Source organism: Phyllobacterium sp. OV277 (assembly GCF_900104355.1).
Lineage (GTDB): Bacteria > Pseudomonadota > Alphaproteobacteria > Rhizobiales > Rhizobiaceae > Phyllobacterium.
On record NZ_FNIY01000001.1, the window covers coordinates 857008 to 874384 of the forward strand.

At 55.8% G+C, this 17377-nt stretch carries 12 protein-coding genes; 6 read left to right on the forward strand and 6 right to left on the reverse strand.

Annotation, left to right across the window (positions count from 1 at the left end):
- Positions 1-45: 45 nt before the first annotated feature.
- Positions 46-717: an HAD family hydrolase gene (locus BLU05_RS04230; RefSeq protein ID WP_091877934.1), complete on the forward strand. Its 672-nt coding sequence runs from the start codon at positions 46-48 to the stop codon at positions 715-717.
- Positions 718-774: 57 nt separating this feature from the next.
- Here BLU05_RS04230 and BLU05_RS04235 read toward each other — a convergent pair whose 3' ends face one another.
- The 3 genes from BLU05_RS04235 to BLU05_RS04245 form a co-directional block, all read right to left on the reverse strand.
- A complete protein-coding gene (locus BLU05_RS04235) occupies positions 775-1506 on the reverse strand; it encodes an SIMPL domain-containing protein (protein WP_091877935.1) in 732 nt (243 codons plus the stop codon).
- A gap of 134 nt (positions 1507-1640) precedes the next feature.
- Positions 1641-2006, reverse strand: coding sequence for a hypothetical protein (locus tag BLU05_RS04240; protein WP_091877936.1), 366 nt, complete (start codon positions 2004-2006; stop codon positions 1641-1643).
- Between the two features lie 124 nt (positions 2007-2130).
- Complete coding sequence (locus BLU05_RS04245; protein ID WP_091877937.1) at positions 2131-2586, reverse strand: YcgN family cysteine cluster protein; 456 nt, start codon at positions 2584-2586, stop codon at positions 2131-2133.
- A 271-nt stretch (positions 2587-2857) separates the two neighbouring features.
- Here BLU05_RS04245 and BLU05_RS04250 point away from each other — a divergent pair, with 271 nt between their 5' ends.
- Together BLU05_RS04250 and BLU05_RS04255 are read left to right on the forward strand one after the other, a co-directional pair.
- A complete protein-coding gene (locus tag BLU05_RS04250) occupies positions 2858-5359 on the forward strand; it encodes an OmpA family protein (RefSeq protein ID WP_091878505.1) in 2502 nt (833 codons plus the stop codon).
- 129 nt (positions 5360-5488) lie between these two features.
- Positions 5489-6013 carry a TIGR00645 family protein gene (locus BLU05_RS04255; protein ID WP_091877938.1) on the forward strand — a complete coding sequence of 175 codons (525 nt, stop codon included), beginning with the start codon at positions 5489-5491 and terminating at the stop codon, positions 6011-6013.
- A 459-nt stretch (positions 6014-6472) separates the two neighbouring features.
- On the opposite strand, the gene rpoD is transcribed toward BLU05_RS04255, so the two are convergent.
- Complete coding sequence (gene rpoD / locus BLU05_RS04265; protein ID WP_091877940.1) at positions 6473-8497, reverse strand: RNA polymerase sigma factor RpoD; 2025 nt, start codon at positions 8495-8497, stop codon at positions 6473-6475.
- Positions 8498-8802: 305 nt separating this feature from the next.
- Entirely contained in the window at positions 8803-10770 is a 1968-nt protein-coding gene (dnaG, locus tag BLU05_RS04270) for a DNA primase (RefSeq protein WP_091877941.1), read from the reverse strand.
- A gap of 392 nt (positions 10771-11162) precedes the next feature.
- On the opposite strand from dnaG, the gene BLU05_RS04275 reads away from it, so the two are divergent.
- Positions 11163-12833 carry a Na/Pi cotransporter family protein gene (locus BLU05_RS04275; protein WP_091877942.1) on the forward strand — a complete coding sequence of 557 codons (1671 nt, stop codon included), beginning with the start codon at positions 11163-11165 and terminating at the stop codon, positions 12831-12833.
- A gap of 1204 nt (positions 12834-14037) precedes the next feature.
- Here the strand turns inward: BLU05_RS04275 and BLU05_RS04285 are convergent.
- A complete protein-coding gene (locus BLU05_RS04285; protein WP_091877944.1) occupies positions 14038-14649 on the reverse strand; it encodes a TetR/AcrR family transcriptional regulator in 612 nt (203 codons plus the stop codon).
- A gap of 117 nt (positions 14650-14766) precedes the next feature.
- Here BLU05_RS04285 and BLU05_RS04290 point away from each other — a divergent pair, with 117 nt between their 5' ends.
- Complete coding sequence (locus BLU05_RS04290) at positions 14767-15984, forward strand: MFS transporter (RefSeq protein ID WP_091877945.1); 1218 nt, start codon at positions 14767-14769, stop codon at positions 15982-15984.
- 208 nt (positions 15985-16192) lie between these two features.
- Positions 16193-17377 carry an adenylate/guanylate cyclase domain-containing protein gene (locus BLU05_RS04295; protein ID WP_091877946.1) on the forward strand — a complete coding sequence of 395 codons (1185 nt, stop codon included), beginning with the start codon at positions 16193-16195 and terminating at the stop codon, positions 17375-17377.

A 17377-nucleotide genomic window follows, 5' to 3' on the forward strand; every position in this document is an offset into this window, starting at 1 on the left:
GCGTGTGAACGTTCGGAACGCACGCCCGCAAAAAGAGAGACGGAAATGCCGCAAAACAGGTTTGATCTGATAATTTTTGATTGTGATGGTGTGCTTGTCGACAGCGAACCGCTGGCGGAACGCGCCTACCACAATGTTTATGCGCGGCATGGGATGAACCTGCCCGAAGGCACCATTGCCCAATGCGTGGGCATGAAACAGGCCGATATCATCAAGCGAATCGCTGAGCTGAGCGGCTTCCAGCTTTCCGAGGCCGGTGAAGCCGAACTCTGGCCCGAGACAAAACACGTTTTCAGCCAGTTCCTGCAACCAACGCCCGGTATCACCGCGCTGCTCGAAGCGCTGGAAACACCCCGCTGTGTTGCCTCGTCCTCATCGCTGGAGCGCATTCACTTCAGTCTGGAAACCACCAAGCTCGCCGGGTTCTTCGGTGATGCGATCTACTCTTCATCCATGGTCAAGCGTGGCAAGCCTGCACCTGATCTCTTCCTGCACGCTGCGAAAGAAATGGGATACGAACCATCCACATGCGTGGTGATCGAGGATTCGCCATATGGTGTGGAAGGAGCAGTTGCCGCGGGCATGACCGCTATTGGCTATACCGGCGGCGGCCATACCTACACATCCCATGCCCAGACCCTGCTGGACAAAGGCGCCAGCGCGGTGTTCGCAGACTGGAAAGACATTGCTTACTGGATGCGGGCGGAGAAGGACTGATCCACAAAACAAAGAAGGGTGCCGCAGGGCACCCTTCTCATTTGGCTGTGAAGACGCTTAGTTCTTCAGCTCGAACGTCACGTTGACGGTGACATTGTAGCTGTTCTCACCCGCAGCAACCGGCACGGTATCCGATGCGGGCGCTGCCATCATCTTGGCGCGTCCAGCCATTTCGTACGGGCGCGGCTGGAAAGACTGCTCACTGATCTCGATGATCTTGCCGACTTCTACACCAGCGGCTTGCGTCAAGGTCTTTGCCTTGGCAATGGCGTCGGCCACGGCCTTCTTGCGGGCTTCCTCAAGGATGGTCTCCGGCTTGTCATTGGTGAAGGTCAGATTGCCGCCCTGATTGACGCCAAGCGTCACCGATTGATCCAGAATGTCGCCAACCTTTTTGAGGTCGCGCACCCGCACCGACAGGGAGTTGGAAACCGCATAGCCGACAATCTTCGGCGCTTTCGGTTGTTCGCCCTGCTTGTTGTCAGGATAGACATAGCGTGGATCAATGCTGAAGCCCGAAGTCTGTAGATCGCGCTCGGCGATTCCGGCTTTCTTCATGGCGTCGAGCACCTTGGCCATGGTTTCGTTGTTAGCGGTCAAAGCTTCCCGCGCGGTCGGCTTTTCCTGCAATACAACCAGTGAAAGCACGGCCATATCAGGCGCAGCAGCGGCTTCGCCTTGCCCTGTAACCGTAATGTGCGGACGTGGTGCTTCATCCGCCATAGCGGCGAAAGGAACGGCCATCATTGCGGTTGCGGCAACAGCCACGGCTAGAAATTTTGGTGTCATGGAATATCTCCCCGGATGAAGTGACATGAGCTGCGTCGCAGCTGATTATGGGCGCAATAGGGCGAAAGATAAAACTTTCGCCCTCTTAGGTTGTGGTCTGTCGAATTGGATTTAACGGATGACCAGGCAGCCGTTTAACGGATGACCGGGCAGCCGGGTGCACGGGCAAAGACGATGGCGGTGCGATGACCATAGCGCCAACCGGTAACCCGTACGACATTCCGGTTCACGATAGCCCGTGGATTACGGATGCCCATGCGGCTCGCCTTGTTCAACGCCAGATTGACACTGCACGCGCGCACAGGCCGATAAACAGGGCGATAGCCATGATGATAGCGATGGCCATAACGATGATCGACCTTGATGACATTTGAACCGGCAACATCAACGATCTGAGACGACGGGGCGATGGGCGCAGCTGACGCGGCGCTGGCACCGAAGAGGGAACCGAGGCCAAGTGCGGCGGTCACAGCGAGCATCTTGAATGAAATGCGGGACATGGCGTTTCTCCTTTATTGTTTTTTGATCCAGACTTAAAATCCGGAAGGTGATCGTTTGTTCCACAAATCACCTGAACAAAGCTTCAACGTTCCATTCATCTCCCGTTCAGTAGAATTAAATTCCTCAACTTTCTGATTCGGCCATCATCATGTGGTCGAAATAATCTTCGTCCCTTTTCAGGTCGTGATCATAGGCGGTCACCTTGCCGCGCACCGAAATTCCGGCTTCATGCACGGTTTCCGCGCTTCCCGAAACCAGCGGATGCCACCAATAAAGATCCCTGCCCTCATCAATGAGGCGATAGCCGCAGGTTTCAGGCAGCCAAGGCACTTCACGGACAATCTCCGGTGTCAGGAAAACGCAGTCGGGAACTTTCTTCTTCCGGCCTACATAATCCGAGCACTGGCATGTCCCCGCATCAAGCAATGTGCAGGCCACGGTGGTGAAATAGATTTCATCCGTGTCTTCATCTTCCAGCTTGTGCAGACAGCAACGCCCGCAACCGTCGCACAGACTCTCCCATTCCGAGCGGTTCAGCTCGTCAAGCGTCTTGGTTTTCCAGAATGGTTCTTTGGGCATGCGCTCGCATACATCTCAAACATCGATCCGTCCAGTGTAGCGCATTTTCCGCATGAACCCAAAATGAACAGCACCTTCACACGCGATACAGGCTCACCCGTGCAATCTCCCTGTAATCGGACTCGGGCAGGATGACATTTGCGCATGTGTACCCGCAACGAATCTGGTGAGACGACTGCGATGGTCAATTGGCTGCCACAAAGCTGACCCAAGCTGCGGTCACAAACATTTGACGTGTTTCAACGGAAAGAAACGCAAGACAGGGATGACAATGAAACGCACAGCACTCTTTTTTGCTTCAACAGCAATTCTGTTCTCCTCGCCCTCGGCGATGGCAGAGCAATCGCCACTCCCTCGCCCTTACATCTCTTCCAATACCAACGAAGCTCCGTTGTTGCTGGCGCAGGCGGAGGGTGAATCCACAGCGGAAGAGGTGATAAAGCCGCAGCAGGTCGAGAACCAAGCGCCCGCTCAGATCGAGGAAGCCCAGAACCAGCCGCAGGAAGCTGCACCTGGTGCCGGTGCACAGCAAAAGGCTGAAGAGCTAGCAAGAAAACGCGCTGAAGAAGAAGCCCACGCTGCGGAAGCGCAGGCCGCCGAACGTGCGCAGGAGGCTAAGCGCGCGGCGCACGAAGAAGCACAGAAAGCTGCTGAAGAGCAGAAGGCTATCGCAGCAGAAGCCAAGCAGAAGGCCGCCGAAGAGGCGCAGGCTGCAAAAGCTGCCGAAGCCGAAGCGAAACAGAGAGCAGCGGCAGAAGCACAGGCCGCCAAAGCCGAACAGCAAAAGGCCATAGAGGCCGAAGCCAAGCAGAAGGCTGCCGAAGAGGCGCAGGCTGCAAAGGCCGCCGAAAAAGCGGCTGCGCAGGAAGCCGAGCAGGCCAAGAAGGCAACTGAAGCCGAAGCCAACAAGGCTGCGGAACAGCAAAAGGCTATCGAGGCTGACGCACGCAAGAAAGCCGAAAGCGCCCAGAAGGCCGCTGACCAGCAAACGCAAAAAGCCGCTGAGGACGCGAAGAAGGCAACGGAAAAAGCCACAAAGGAAGCTCCAGCTGCCGAAGAGCCCGCCGTTGAAAAGCCGCAGCAACCCAAGGGACAAAAGCCTGCGGCAGAGCAACCAGCAACTGAGAAGCCTGCACCAGCTGCCGAGCCTGCTACGGGCGAAAAGCCCGCCAAGCCTGCTGAGGCACAAAAGCCTACTACAGAACCGGCAACCAATCAGCCTGCGGAAAAGCCGGCCAAACCAGCCGCAGGTCAGAAACCTGCAACGGAACAGCCCGCTGGTGAAAAACCGGCACCTGTCACCGAACCTGCCAAGGGTGAGAAGCCCGCGCCAGCCACAGAGCCTGCCAAGGGTGAAAAGCCCGCGCCAGCCACAGAGCCTGCCAAGGGTGAAAAGCCGGCAAAGCCGGTCGAAGGCCAAAAGCCTGCAACCGGGCAACCTGCTGGTGAACAACCCGCAACCGGAAAACCTGCGGGCGAGAAGCCATCTCCTGTTACAGAACCTGCTGCGGGAGAAAAGCCTGCCAAGCCTGTTGAAGGACAGAAGCCAGCGCTGGAGCCTGCCGCCGGTCAGCCTACGGGTGAAAAACCCGCAACGCCTGTCGAAGCTGGAAAGCCCGGACCAAAGGACGCCTCGCCATTGCCGGAAAATGCCGCCCCGGTTCTCGACAGCCAGAAGCCAGCCCCGCCCGTAAAGGGCACCGGCGGTCAGACCGTCGAAAAGCCTGCCGGTCAACAGCCGGCGGTCCAACAGCCGGTTGTCCAGCAGCCTGCCGTTCAGGTTCCAGCTACCCCGCCTGCACCGCCGCCAAAGAATGACGCGGATGTGCAGAAGGCGCTGGTACCGATCAAGGTGGAGGGTATCCGCACCGAGGAAGGCACCCGCGTCAAACAGGCACCACGCGAAGAGCGGCCTGCCGATGTGCAGATTATCCAGAAGATCGACAACCGCACCATCGTCGAAGTCAACAACAACATCTTTGTTGAAAGCTCCGACCGTCCGCGCATGTCTCGCGATGCCCAGGATGTCTATTACGAGGACCTGCCGCGCAACCGTACACGCGAAACCATCGTGCGTGACAATGGCGTGCAGGTTGTCACCATCCGCAACCGCTATGGCGATGTTATCCAGCGTTCACGCGTCATGCCCGATGGACGCGAGGTCCTTCTGAGCTACACACCCGATTACGATCGTGAGGAACGCTATCAGTGGCGCGATCCCGGCCTTGATCTGCCACCGCTCGTCCTTGATATCCCTGTTGCCGAATACATCCTTGATGCCGATCAGGTGCCGGAAGCAGACGTCTACGACTTCTTCATCCGTCCGCCGGTGGAACGTGTTGAACGCATTTACTCGGTTGATGAAGTCAAGCGCTCGGCTCGTATCCGTGACAAGGTGCGCCGTATTGATCTGGATACGATTACCTTCAAGTTCGGCTCCGCTGACATCACCGACGATCAGATCCCGCATCTCGACAGTGTGGCCAAGGCAATGGCGGAGATCCTGAAAAAGAACCCGGCTGAAACCTTCCTCATCGAAGGCCACACCGATGCCGTCGGTTCCGATCAAGCCAACCTTGTTCTCTCCGACAAGCGGGCGGAATCGGTTGCCCAGGCCCTGACCAATGTGTTCGGCATTGCGCCTGAAAACATGGCCACCCAGGGCTATGGCGAACGCTATCTGAAGATCAAGGTCGATGGACCCGAGCAGCAGAACCGCCGTGTCGCCATCCGCCGCATCACCCCGCTGGTGCAGCCGCTGGCCAGCAAGTAGTCCGATCGGACATTGAAACAGAAAAACCCGGGCTTCAGTCCGGGTTTTTTGTGATTATAGGTGGTTTTGTCTTGAGTTCGTCATCTGCATCGCTATCTCATGCAGGAAACCAATTGGAATAAGTTGTTTATGAAACGTATCGAAGTTTTCATCGAAAGCATCATTCTCGCCTCGCGCTGGCTGCTTGTCGTGTTCTATCTCGGGCTGGCAATCGCGCTGGCGATTTATGCTTTCTCGTTCGCCGGTAAGCTCTTCGATTTCGTCATGAAGGTCACTACTCTTGATGAAACCGAAACAATCCTCAAAATGCTCGGGCTCATTGATGCAGCGCTGGTTGCCAGCCTCGTGGTGATGGTGATCATCTCCGGTTACGAAAACTTCGTCAGCCGTTTCGATCAGGCCGATGATGTCCATTGGCTTGGCACGATTGATGCCGGATCGCTCAAGATCAAGGTAGCCTCGACCATCGTCGCCATCTCGTCGATCCACCTCTTGCAGGTGTTCCTGAATCTGACAAAATACTCAACCGAACAGCTGACATGGTTCACGGTGATCCATCTCGCCTTCGTCTTCTCCGCCCTGTTCCTTGCCTATATCGACAAGATCATGGCCAAGGACAAAGGCGATAAGAAATCGGACGAGCCGTCGATTTAAGCTGATCGACCGCAGTGTCGGTGAATGCATTCACCCCCCTCTGTCCTGTCGGACATCTCCCCCACAAGGGGGGAGATCAGCCTTCAGTACCGCCTTTGCACAATCTGAAACGTTTCCTGTTGTGCAAAGGCGTTCATGCCCATGTGATCTCCCCCCTTGTGGGGGAGATGTCCGACAGGACAGAGGGGGGTGAAAGCTGCCGGTTCGTGCTTCGTGGTTCGTGGTTCGTGGTTCGACAAGCTCACCATGAGGGAGAGTGAGGATGCAACGCTAATCGCAGAGTTTGCAGAATAAAGCTCCCTTCATCCTGAGCCTGTCGAAGGGCCTCATGGTGAGCTTGTCGAACCACGAACCACGAACCACCAAACCACACCCAACATATCTGCCACTGTCATCTCAAACACAAAACGGGATGGGTTTTCACCCATCCCGTTTTCATTTTAACCGGCGATATAACGCTTAGCTGTCGAGGAAGGAGCGCAGTTTGCGCGAGCGGCTCGGGTGCTTGAGCTTGCGCAGTGCTTTCGCTTCGATCTGGCGGATACGCTCGCGCGTAACCGAGAACTGCTGGCCGACTTCTTCCAGTGTGTGGTCGGTGTTCATGCCAATGCCGAAACGCATGCGCAGAACGCGTTCCTCACGCGGGGTCAGCGAAGCCAGAACCCGGGTTGTCGTATCGCGCAGGTTCGCCTGAATGGCCGCATCGATTGGCAGCAACGCATTCTTGTCTTCGATGAAATCGCCGAGGTGCGAATCTTCTTCATCACCCACCGGCGTTTCCAGCGAAATCGGCTCCTTGGCGATCTTCAGAACCTTGCGCACTTTTTCAAGCGGCATGGCCAGCTTTTCAGCCAGTTCTTCCGGTGTCGGTTCACGGCCAATTTCATGCAGCATCTGGCGCGATGTGCGGACGATCTTGTTGATGGTTTCGATCATATGCACCGGAATACGGATGGTGCGCGCCTGATCGGCGATCGAACGGGTAATCGCCTGACGAATCCACCATGTCGCATAGGTCGAGAACTTGTAACCACGGCGATATTCGAACTTGTCGACCGCCTTCATCAGGCCGATATTGCCTTCCTGAATGAGATCGAGGAACTGCAGACCGCGGTTCGTGTACTTCTTGGCGATGGAAATAACGAGACGCAGATTTGCCTCGACCATTTCCTTCTTGGCCAGCGCTGCTTCGCGCTCGCCCTTCTGCACCTGATTGACGATGCGGCGGAATTCCGAAATCGAGATCGCAGTTTCCTGCGCCATGTTCTGGATTTCCGTGCGCAGGTTCTTGATCGTGTCTTTTTCGTTCTTGGTGAACTCTTTCCAGCCACGGGTGGTGAGGTTGGAAACGGCTTTCAGCCAGTTCGGGTCAAGTTCGTTGCCCTGATATTCCTTCAGGAAGTCCTCGCGGCGCACGCCATAGGATTCGGCAAGACGCAAGAGGCGGCCTTCGTTCTGGACCAGACGCTTGTTGATGTCATAAAGCTGGGCAACCAGCGCTTCGATACGGTTCTGGTTCAGCGACAGTGACTTCACTGCCTTGATCAGCTGATCCTTCAGTTCCTTGTAGCGACGCTCCTGGCTTGGCGACAGGGAACCCGAGGCAGCGAGGCGGGCTTCCACCTGCTGGTCCTGCAGCTTGCGCAGCTTCTTATAGGTATCGGCGATAACGTCGAGCGTTTCCATGACCTGCGGACGCAGTTCAGCTTCCATCGCGGCAAGCGACAGATTGGCTTCATCGTCCTCATCATCATCGTCTTCAACGGGTGTATCACCACCAACATTGGTAATGTCATCATCGTCGCGGCGGCTGCGCGAGCGGTCATTGCCAGCGGCAGGCTTTTCTTCCTCGACGCGCTCGATCACCGGAGCCTGCTTGGCTTCGGGGCCCGCATAGGTGGTTTCCAGATCGATGATTTCGCGCAAAAGAATCTGCGAGTCGTTCAAGGCATCGCGCCAGATGATGATGGCCTGGAAGGTCAACGGGCTTTCGCACAGCCCTGAGATCATCGTCTCGCGCCCGGCCTCGATCCGCTTGGCGATGGCGATTTCGCCTTCGCGCGACAGAAGCTCGACGGTGCCCATCTCGCGCAGATACATGCGAACAGGGTCGTCTGTACGGTCGGTTGGTTCTTTCTTGGTGACGGTTGGTGCGACGGCTGTGCCGGTTGCGTCGGCGAGTTCGCGAGCATCGCTCTCGTCGTCGCTATTGTCAGCCTCTTCGGCGTCCGCGTCCTGTTCGTCGTCCTCGACAACATTGATGCCCATATCACTGAGCATAGCCATCGTGTCTTCAATCTGTTCGGAAGTGACCTCTTCGGACGGAAGAACGGCATTAAGCTCGTCCATCGTCACATAGCCGCGCTTCTTGGCGAGCTTGATCATCTTCTTGACAGCGTCATCGGAAAGGTCGAGAAGCGGTCCGTCCGGCGCGCCTTCGCGCTCGACTTCTACTTCTTCGTTTTCCTTTGCTTTCGTTGCCATATTCTATGTCTCCAAGCGACGTTTCGCTTTGTTCATGCATGGGAACTAACGAGTGCGGTGGCGCACCGGTTCCCCTACAGCGTCAAGGTAGTAAATGATCGACTAGCCGAAATCCCGTTAATGCCGGATTAACCTTGTTATTCCGATGGCGAGCACATTGTATATTTGCCGTATTTACAGGTTTTTCAGCCAAACCTACAAACATCAACGCAATATTTTCAATTCCGCGCAATCTGATTCCGTCATTATTCACCCACGTCAACCCCGACTCAACTGATTCGGGGTAAAAAAGCGAATCAATTCCGTCAAAAACCCTTTCCGGAGCGTCCGGAGGGTATTCCGAAGCCCTCGATCAGTGCTTCCGTAGCTTGCGCGTTACGGATATCGTTCTGAATATCGAGCAGCCGGTTCAGGTTTTCGTCGGTTGTATCGGTGGCCAACGCGGTTTCAGCTACTTTCAGCTCTTTATGTAGTGTGCTTGCGCGCTGATGCAAGTGAACGGCCTGCCGTAATGCTTCCAGCGCGTCCTCTTCAGCGGCTTCTGCGGTGGCCGTCCACATACGCGCGCGACGGGCGAGCGCTTCCAGCGCCTCGATCAGCGTGCCATGTCCGGCCTCGGTCATGGCTTTGCGCATTTCAGCGCCGTCCACCACATGGTGCTCGGCCAGCGCATTGAGCATGGCCGAATGAAAGCGCTTCAGATCCGGGTGGCTGAATTCCAGCCGCACAACCGTTTCAAAATCCTCTTCGATCAGCCGGGGATGATTGAACAGTGTCATTAATATAGCAGTCTCGCGCAAAGGCGGCGCCGCTGATGTTGTCTTAACCAGTACCGAACGAGCCAGACTGTCGGAAACCGCCAGCCGTCCCGATGCTGCGCCCCTGCCCCTTTGGCCATAGCTGTTCTGGCCATAACCGTTCTGGCCATTGCCGCGCTGCCCGCCGTCGCGCCGGTTATTGTTATTGCGCTGGTTTGACCCAAAGAACTGCTGGATACGCTCCCGCACATCCTGCGCATAATGGCGGCGCACATTTTCATCGGCAATCAGCGCCGTCATCTGCTTGAGCCGGGATTCCAGTTCAGCCCGTCGTTCTGGCGTGTCGAAAACACCACCGCTGGTCTCGCGTGTCCACAGCATATCGGCGAGCGGACGCGCATCATCAAGCACCGCCTGAAATGCCTGCGGCCCTGATGCCTTGACCAGATCATCCGGGTCCTTGCCCTCGGGCAGCACGGCAAAGCGCAATGACCGGCCGGGTTTGAGCGCAGGCATGGCAAGATCAATGGCGCGGTAAGCAGCCTTGATCCCCGCCTGATCGCCATCAAAACACAGGACCGGCTCCGGCGACATGCGCCACAGGAGATCAAGCTGGTCTTCCGTCAGCGCAGTACCCAGCGGTGCAACGGCTTGGCCAAAACCTGCCTGCGCCAGCGCGATCACATCCATATAGCCTTCAACGGCGATAACTGATTTGGCCGCCTGCCCCGCCTGCGGCTGGGCAAACCTGCGCGCACGCAAAGCATTGAAGAGGACCTTGCCCTTGTGGAAAAGCTCGGTTTCGTTGGAGTTCAGATATTTGGCTGGCGCATTGGGCGTCAGCGCACGGCCGCCAAAGGCAATAACCCGCCCGCGCAAATCCTCGATCGGAAACATGATGCGGTCGCGGAACCGGTCATAGGAAACAGGCTTGTCGTCGCCATAGACCACCAGCCCGCAAGCCTCAATCTGTTCCCGCGTTGCACCTTTCAGCGCCAGATGTTCCTTCAGCGCATTGCGGCTCTCAGGTGAATAGCCAAGCCGATAGGCATGTTGTGTGGTCGCTGACAGCCCGCGATCACGCAGATAGGCCCGCGCCTTGGCACCTGCCGCCGACTGCAACTGCTCCTCAAAGAATTTCGTCGCCATATCCATGACGTCATAAAGCGTCGCGCGCTTGGCCTCGCGTATTTCCATTTCAGCATCGCGCGCCGGCATGGGAATACCCGCCATATCAGCCACGCGTTGCACGGCTTCTGGAAAACTCAGTCCTTCAAGCTCCGTCAGGAACTTGAAGTGATCACCCGTCACCCCGCAGCCAAAGCAGTGGTAGCGGCCCTTGCGATCCTCACAATGGAAACTCGGCGACTTCTCGCCATGGAACGGACAGCACGCCCAGAAATCACCCTTCGGCGCGTTGGTTTTTTTCCGGTCGAATGACACCCGCGTGCCGATCACACTGGAAATCGGTACACGCTCCCTGATCTCGTCGAGAAAGGATGGTGGAAATCGCATGCTGTTCTTCGTTCGCTCAATCTGGCGGTTCTAAAAACCGCACTGTTTTGATGGCTCGCACAGCGGTCTGCAGAACCAAATCCATATTGCATTATATCGTGTGGCGGTGGAAGGCCTGCAAGGCTGTCATCCCCTGCTCATCACTCTGATTCCGATTTAAATATCAGATTACCTTATCAACATATCAGCGCGCCTTATAGAAAGCCGGCTCACAACTATCAATCCGTCAAAAAACTGTCATAAAACTGTTACACTTTGCCAAAAACGACACAATTCTTCTTAGCCGGAACATATTTTTTCCCCTTTTGGAATGATATGTTATCTTAATAATTAGCAACTAGAATTCGTCTGGTTGTCTACCGCATTTTTCCACCTAGTCAGGATTGGCTCAAGTGAACGGTTCGACAGTTTTATTGCATCTTGCTGGTGCAGTGGCTCTTTTATTGTGGGCGACCCGCATGGTTCGCACCGGCGTCGAGCGCGCCTATGGTGAGCGCATGCGCCAAAGCCTGCGCGGCGTCCTGCACAATCCGGTTCTTGCGGTCCTTTGGGGAACGATGCTTTCCATCGCCCTGCAGAGTTCGACTGCGGTCAGCCTGCTCGTTGGTTCCTTCGTGGGCTCTGGCATTGTCAGCGGCATTTCCGGCCTCATGGCCGTGCGTGGTGCCGAGGTAGGTTCGGCGCTTGTGGTCCTCATCCTCAGTTTTGATCTGACGCTGCTGGTTCCTGTCTGTCTGCTGGCAGGTACCGTCATTTTCATGTCGACCGAGCGCGGTGACTGGCGCCAGATCGGCCGCATTCTCGTTGGCATCGGCCTGCTCGTGCTTTCGCTTGAGATGACCGGCCAGGCTACAGAACCGTTGCGCAACAGCGATCTCCTGCCGGTTATTGTCAGCTATCTGAACACCGATCCGATCACCGCCTTCATGCTGGCCGCGCTGATGACATGGCTGTTCCACTCCAGCATCGCTGCCATCCTGCTGCTCGTCACCTTCGCCTCGCGCGGCTTGATCGAGCCGGAACTCGGCGTGGTCATGGTGTTCGGCGTCAATCTCGGCTCATCCTTCATTGCGCCGCTGCTCACCCGTAACGCCGCACCGCAGGCGCGTATCGTGCCCATGGGCAATCTTTTGATGCGCGGCGCCGGTTCGCTGATAATCCTCATCGCATATCTCACCTTCAAACCATCCGTGGCTTTCCTCGGCTCGGCTCCAACCGACCAGATTATCCACGCCCATATCCTCTTCAACATCATCATTCTGCTGGCTGGTGTACCGCTGTCGGGTCTTGTCCTGAAAGCCACTAAAGCCATCGTCGCACTCAACGCCCCTGCCCCGCAGGCTCCGTCGCTGGAACAGGCGGAAATGAGCGCATTGGATGAAAGCGTGCTGGATATGCCTAATCTTGCACTTGCCAATGCTACCCGCGAAACGGTGCGCGTTTGCGAGACCGTAGAGATCATGCTGCAGCGGGTTATCGGCCTCTACGAGAACCCCGAGCAGCCCCGCATCAACGAACTATCCGGGCTTGATGACAAGGTTGATCGCAAACATGCAGCGATCAAGCTTTATCTTGCCAAGCTGACGACCCGCTCGCTCTCCCCGCAGGAGGTTGGCCGTGCTCAGGAACTGCTTGGCGCCTGCGTCAAGCTTGAACAGGTCGGCGATATCATCGTGCGCAACATGCTGGCGCTGGTGCAGAAAAAGATGGACCGCAACCTCAAATTCACCGATGAGGGCTGGCTCGAACTCAGCAATTTCCACGCCAAGGTGCTGACCAATGCACGTATGGCGTTCAACGTGCTCGTTTCGCGTGACAGCGAAATGGCACACCAGCTCGTTCTGGAAAAGGATCTCTTGCGCGATCTGGAAAAGCAGAGCAGCCAGCGTCATTTCAGCCGGTTGCGCGAGGGTACATTGCGCAGTCTGGAAACCAGCTCGATCCACCTGGACACCATCCGCGACCTGAAGCAGATCAACTCACTTCTCGCCGCCATGGCCTATCCGGTGCTCGAAGAACAGGGCCTGCTCAACACTACCCGCCTGCGCGCGCTGAATAATTGAGTATTGCATGCAGCATCTTGCCCGCCCCCGAAGTAGGGAAGGTAAGATGATGCTTGATGCAGCTTTGTATTGGGGACACCTCCCCCTACCGGGGCGAGCCACGGCTTCCGTGGTTCGACATAACAACCTTGAGGGGCTTGGGTGGATGCAATGCTGATCGCAGAGATTGCAGAACTTGGCAGCCTTCAACCTACCCCTCTCCGTCATCCTCGGGCTTGACCCGAGGACCATGATCGAGAAGCACGAAAATTGTAGTCGTTCCTTCCTCCCCCTTTGTCGTGGGTCCTCGGGTCAAGCCCGAGGATGACGGAGTGGGTTGAGGTGATGACGGAGAGAATTGAGATGTCCGGAGCTATATTCTGCAACCTTTGCGCTGCAACATCTGTGATCTGAAATGTCGGCGATTAGCGTTGCATCCTCCCTCTCCCTCATCCTGAGCTTGTCGAAGGGCGCGACAATGGTTCTGCAACCACCCATTTTCAAAAAAAATCGTGCCAACTTATCCAACACCATCCAGCCTCGCTTATTCTGATGGTGTCCTTTCCGGCGGGAATGCTCCGGAAAACTTTCGAAGTCAGGAAAGGATCGGTGATTTCACCTGCGGGGAGAACCCAGCCGCAGGTGAAGCGGTTTTATCTCACAAGGGTAAAACCAGTCATCGGGACGGGTGATCCGGTTATTTTCTTGACAAAACAGGAAAATCTCCGGGGAACGCACTGATTAAACTACCAATACCAAGACACCTGCGTTTCCCTTTTGGATCGCCCGTCTTTCCCACCTTTCAATAGCCAGACGCAAAAGCGGGCGTGGTAGTGAGAGAGGTATATTTCCCAACTACAATGTTGGTGGATGCAATCACCCCCCTCTGTCCTGTCGGACATCTCCCCCACAAGGGGGGAGATCAGCTGTCATTACAGCCTTTGCACAATCTGAAACATTTCCTGTTGTGCAAAGGCCTTCATGTCGATGTGATCTCCCCCCTTGTGGGGGAGATGCCCGACAGGGCAGAGGGGGGTGAGCGCCGACGGTTCGTGGTTCGTGGTTCGTGGTTCGTGGTTCGACAGGCTCACCATGAGGGAGAGTGAGGAGGCAACGATAATCGCCAACTTTCCGTATCACAAAGATTGCAGAATAAAGCTCCCCTCACCCTGAGCTTGTCGAAGGGGGAACCACGAACCACACACACAATCGGCAATGCAGCGCGCTACGCCGGCTTGCCCAGTGTCCCATCCGCAAGCAAACTGTTCAGCAGTTCCTTGATCGCCTCGACAGCCCGGCGTGAGGTGGCTTCCGGTTCGGACGAGTTGGCAATCCACGAGGCGGCATGCAGCAGAGCACCATTCAACAGGCGTGCCAGCGCCTCGGGATCACCCGGTTTGATAATTCCATCCGTATGCAGACCCTCGAGACTGGCCGACATGGAGCGGATGCATTTGTTCTGGTTGGGCCAGATTGCCGGATCGCCAAGGACAGAAGGGCCATCGCGCAGGACGATGCGCTGGATTTCCGGCTCCAGCGCCATTTCCAGATAGGCAGTGCACTCATCGACAAATCCCTGCCATTTGCTTGCCGATTTGCTGGAGACTTCGAGCAGGCGCGTATCCATCTCCGCATCGATCTCGGCAATAACTGCTTCAAGCAGTCCCTTTTTGTCACCGAAATGGTGATAGAGTGCACCGCGTGTCAGACCGACAGCGGATGTAAAGTCATCCATGGAAGCATCGGCATAACCCACCGTGCCAAAAGCTCCTCTTGCCGCAGCAACCAGCTTGGCGCGCGTTTCTGCAATCATTTCGGCGCGAGGTTTATGAGCCATACAAATTCCCTTTACATACACAGCGTATATTAATTGACATACGCTGCGTATGCAACTATCTAATAAACATACGCTACGTATGTAAATGCGAGTCTTCGCTTATAAGGAATGTTCGCCATGACCAATGCTTATCGGGATATTTTCAGAGCCCCCGGAAGTTTCGCCTTCTCCGCATCCGGATTGATCGCGCGCCTGCCTGTTGCCATGATAACCCTCGGCATCGTTACGATGCTTTCGCAAACCCATGGCGCCTATTGGCTGGCGGGCGCTGTATCGGCTGCGTTCGCCCTTTCCAATGCGCTGATTGCCCCACAGGTCTCGCGGTTCATTGATCGGTATGGGCAGCGGCGCGTTCTTCCCCCTGTTACAATCATCACCATTCTTGCACTGACAGCGCTGATGTTGTCGGCGCGCTATGGCGCTGCCAATTGGGTGCTGTTTCTTTTCGCCATACTGGCCGGTTTCATGCCAAGCATATCGGCCATGGTCCGGGCGCGCTGGACCGAGATTTATCGCGACACGCCCAAGCTCCACACCGCATTTGCGCTGGAATCAGTTGTCGATGAAATCATTTATATGCTGGGACCGATCATCTCGATCGGACTGAGCGTTGCGCTTTTCCCGGAAGCCGGTCCACTGGCGGCAACGCTGTTTCTGGCAGTTGGCGCACTTCTGTTCATCGCTCAAAGATCAACGGAACCGCCTGTCCATGCCCAGGATAAAAGCAAAGGCACTTCGGTTATCCGCCTTCGCCCCCTGCAATGGATCGTGCTGACCTTGATCGCGATTGGCGCCATCTTCGGCACCGCAGAAGTGACAGCCATCGCCTTTGCCGAAGAACACGGGCAAAAGGCGGCGGCCAGCATTGTTCTGGCCAGCTATGCCGCTGGCTCACTGATTGTTGGTCTTGTCTTCGGTACGCTCAAATTTAAACAGTCTCTACAGGCGCAATTTCTATATGCCATCACTTTGGCAATGCTGACTACGCTGCCGCTGCTCTTCGTCACCAACATCCCTGCGCTTGCAGTGATATTGTTTCTTGCCGGTGCGGCCGTATCGCCGACCATCATTATCTCGATGGGCCTGATCGAACGCCTTGTCCCACCGTCAAAACTCACCGAAGGCATAACCTGGGCGATGACGGGTATCGGCATCGGAATGGCATTGGGGTCGTCAGTGTCCGGGCTTGTCATTGATGCCTATGGCGCGCGCTACGGCTTCTGCGTTTCCATCGCCGCTGGTGTCATCGCCCTGATAATTGCAATGATGGTGTACCGGAACGCACGAGCGACATGCGCCACCAACCTTGAAGCGACCGTTTCAGTGCCCTGCTGAAAACGGCTTCTCCTTGTTCCTATCGTCTGCATCTGCCGTACAAACATAAGAGCATCGCACACCGCGATGCTCTTTTCATTTGAACATACGCAAACCGGCGGGTTCTGTTGAAGGTGGTATTTTTGGAATTGGATGCATTAAGATTGCTGGAAGATTGCTGGCAATTCTGAATGAAAATTCGCATGCGCCGTAGAACAGGACAGAGAAAATGAAGCCGACCGAAACCGACTATCTTGCCGCGTCCTTTCTGCAGATTAGTCAGGATCTCGTCAAAGCATCGCTTAGCGGAATGACGGATATCGAGATTACAGCGGTTCTGGGCACGGATTTATTAAAGGCCGGAGTGAACATCTCAACCATTGAGATTGCGTGCGATGTCGTTGATCCTGAAGTGGAACTGCACCGGGTGCGATGGCACAGCCATACGGCCAATGCCGCAAAGACTGACCTTTCTGTCCATGTTTTCCCTTATATGCTGGAAGAGGAAATAACGGTCCTCCGTCTCAACGCCGAAAGCGATAGATTTGCATCGGTGCTGCAAGGCAGAGGAACAGACGCCATTGCCTTCGCGAACCATCTTGAGCCTGATGTCACGATTGGTTTTTTTGATGATGTGATGAGCTTTTTCATCACGCAAGAGCCCGGTGGCTTTAAATCCTCTGATATCGACCTGCTGCATCTCGTGACGCCCGTTTTTGCACTGGCGTTGGGCGCCCGATTAAACGCCGCCGCTGCCCGCACGCTGCTCCAGACCTATCTTGGCAGCAATGCTGCGACTGCCATGCTCGACGGGCGCGTGGGTCTGGGTGAAGTCGAGCAAATCAGCGCCATCGTGCTTTTCTGCGATTTGGTCGAGTTTACCCATATGACGGAGATGCTGGATGCCCAATCGCTCATCAGCAATCTCAATCTTTTCTTCGAAACGGTGACAAGACCTCTGTCGCGCGCCGGTGGACAGGTGTCGGGCTATGTTGGCGATGGTGTTGTGATGTTTTTCCCGATCACCGATCCTGCCAATGAGGGCGCTTTGTGTGCCACGGCAGTAAACGCTGCGCTGGAAGGACTGAAAGCGCTGGACATGCTGAATGATGATCCGTCACGAAACAACAGACCATCATTGCGTGCCCGTATCGGAATCGACTTGGGAAAAGTCGTGCATGGCAATATTGGTTCGGCTGGACGATTCTCATTTACGATCATCGGCTCGCCTGTCAACCGGGCTGCCCGGCTGCAAGCCCTCGCCAAAGAGGTCGGTGCGGAATTACTCATGACCGCCAACCTTGCCGACAAGGCCAATATACAAGGTAGCTCGTTTGGCAATCATGCGTTGAGAGGGTTTGACAGTCCTGTCGACGTTGTCGGGTTCGGCAACCCGCGTACTGTCAAACCCTAG

What these genes read in the sequence shown, in the direction of transcription:
- BLU05_RS04230 (WP_091877934.1), top strand. Translation starts at nt 46, where the DNA reads ATGCCGCAAAACAGGTTTGATCTGATAATTTTTGATTGTGATGGTGTG.
- BLU05_RS04235 (WP_091877935.1), bottom strand. Translation starts at nt 1,506, where the DNA reads ATGACACCAAAATTTCTAGCCGTGGCTGTTGCCGCAACCGCAATGATG.
- BLU05_RS04240 (WP_091877936.1), bottom strand. Translation starts at nt 2,006, where the DNA reads ATGTCCCGCATTTCATTCAAGATGCTCGCTGTGACCGCCGCACTTGGC.
- BLU05_RS04245 (WP_091877937.1), bottom strand. Translation starts at nt 2,586, where the DNA reads ATGCCCAAAGAACCATTCTGGAAAACCAAGACGCTTGACGAGCTGAAC.
- BLU05_RS04250 (WP_091878505.1), top strand. Translation starts at nt 2,858, where the DNA reads ATGAAACGCACAGCACTCTTTTTTGCTTCAACAGCAATTCTGTTCTCC.
- BLU05_RS04255 (WP_091877938.1), top strand. Translation starts at nt 5,489, where the DNA reads ATGAAACGTATCGAAGTTTTCATCGAAAGCATCATTCTCGCCTCGCGC.
- rpoD (WP_091877940.1), bottom strand. Translation starts at nt 8,497, where the DNA reads ATGGCAACGAAAGCAAAGGAAAACGAAGAAGTAGAAGTCGAGCGCGAA.
- dnaG (WP_091877941.1), bottom strand. Translation starts at nt 10,770, where the DNA reads ATGCGATTTCCACCATCCTTTCTCGACGAGATCAGGGAGCGTGTACCG.
- BLU05_RS04285 (WP_091877944.1), bottom strand. Translation starts at nt 14,649, where the DNA reads ATGGCTCATAAACCTCGCGCCGAAATGATTGCAGAAACGCGCGCCAAG.
- BLU05_RS04290 (WP_091877945.1), top strand. Translation starts at nt 14,767, where the DNA reads ATGACCAATGCTTATCGGGATATTTTCAGAGCCCCCGGAAGTTTCGCC.
- BLU05_RS04295 (WP_091877946.1), top strand. Translation starts at nt 16,193, where the DNA reads ATGAAGCCGACCGAAACCGACTATCTTGCCGCGTCCTTTCTGCAGATT.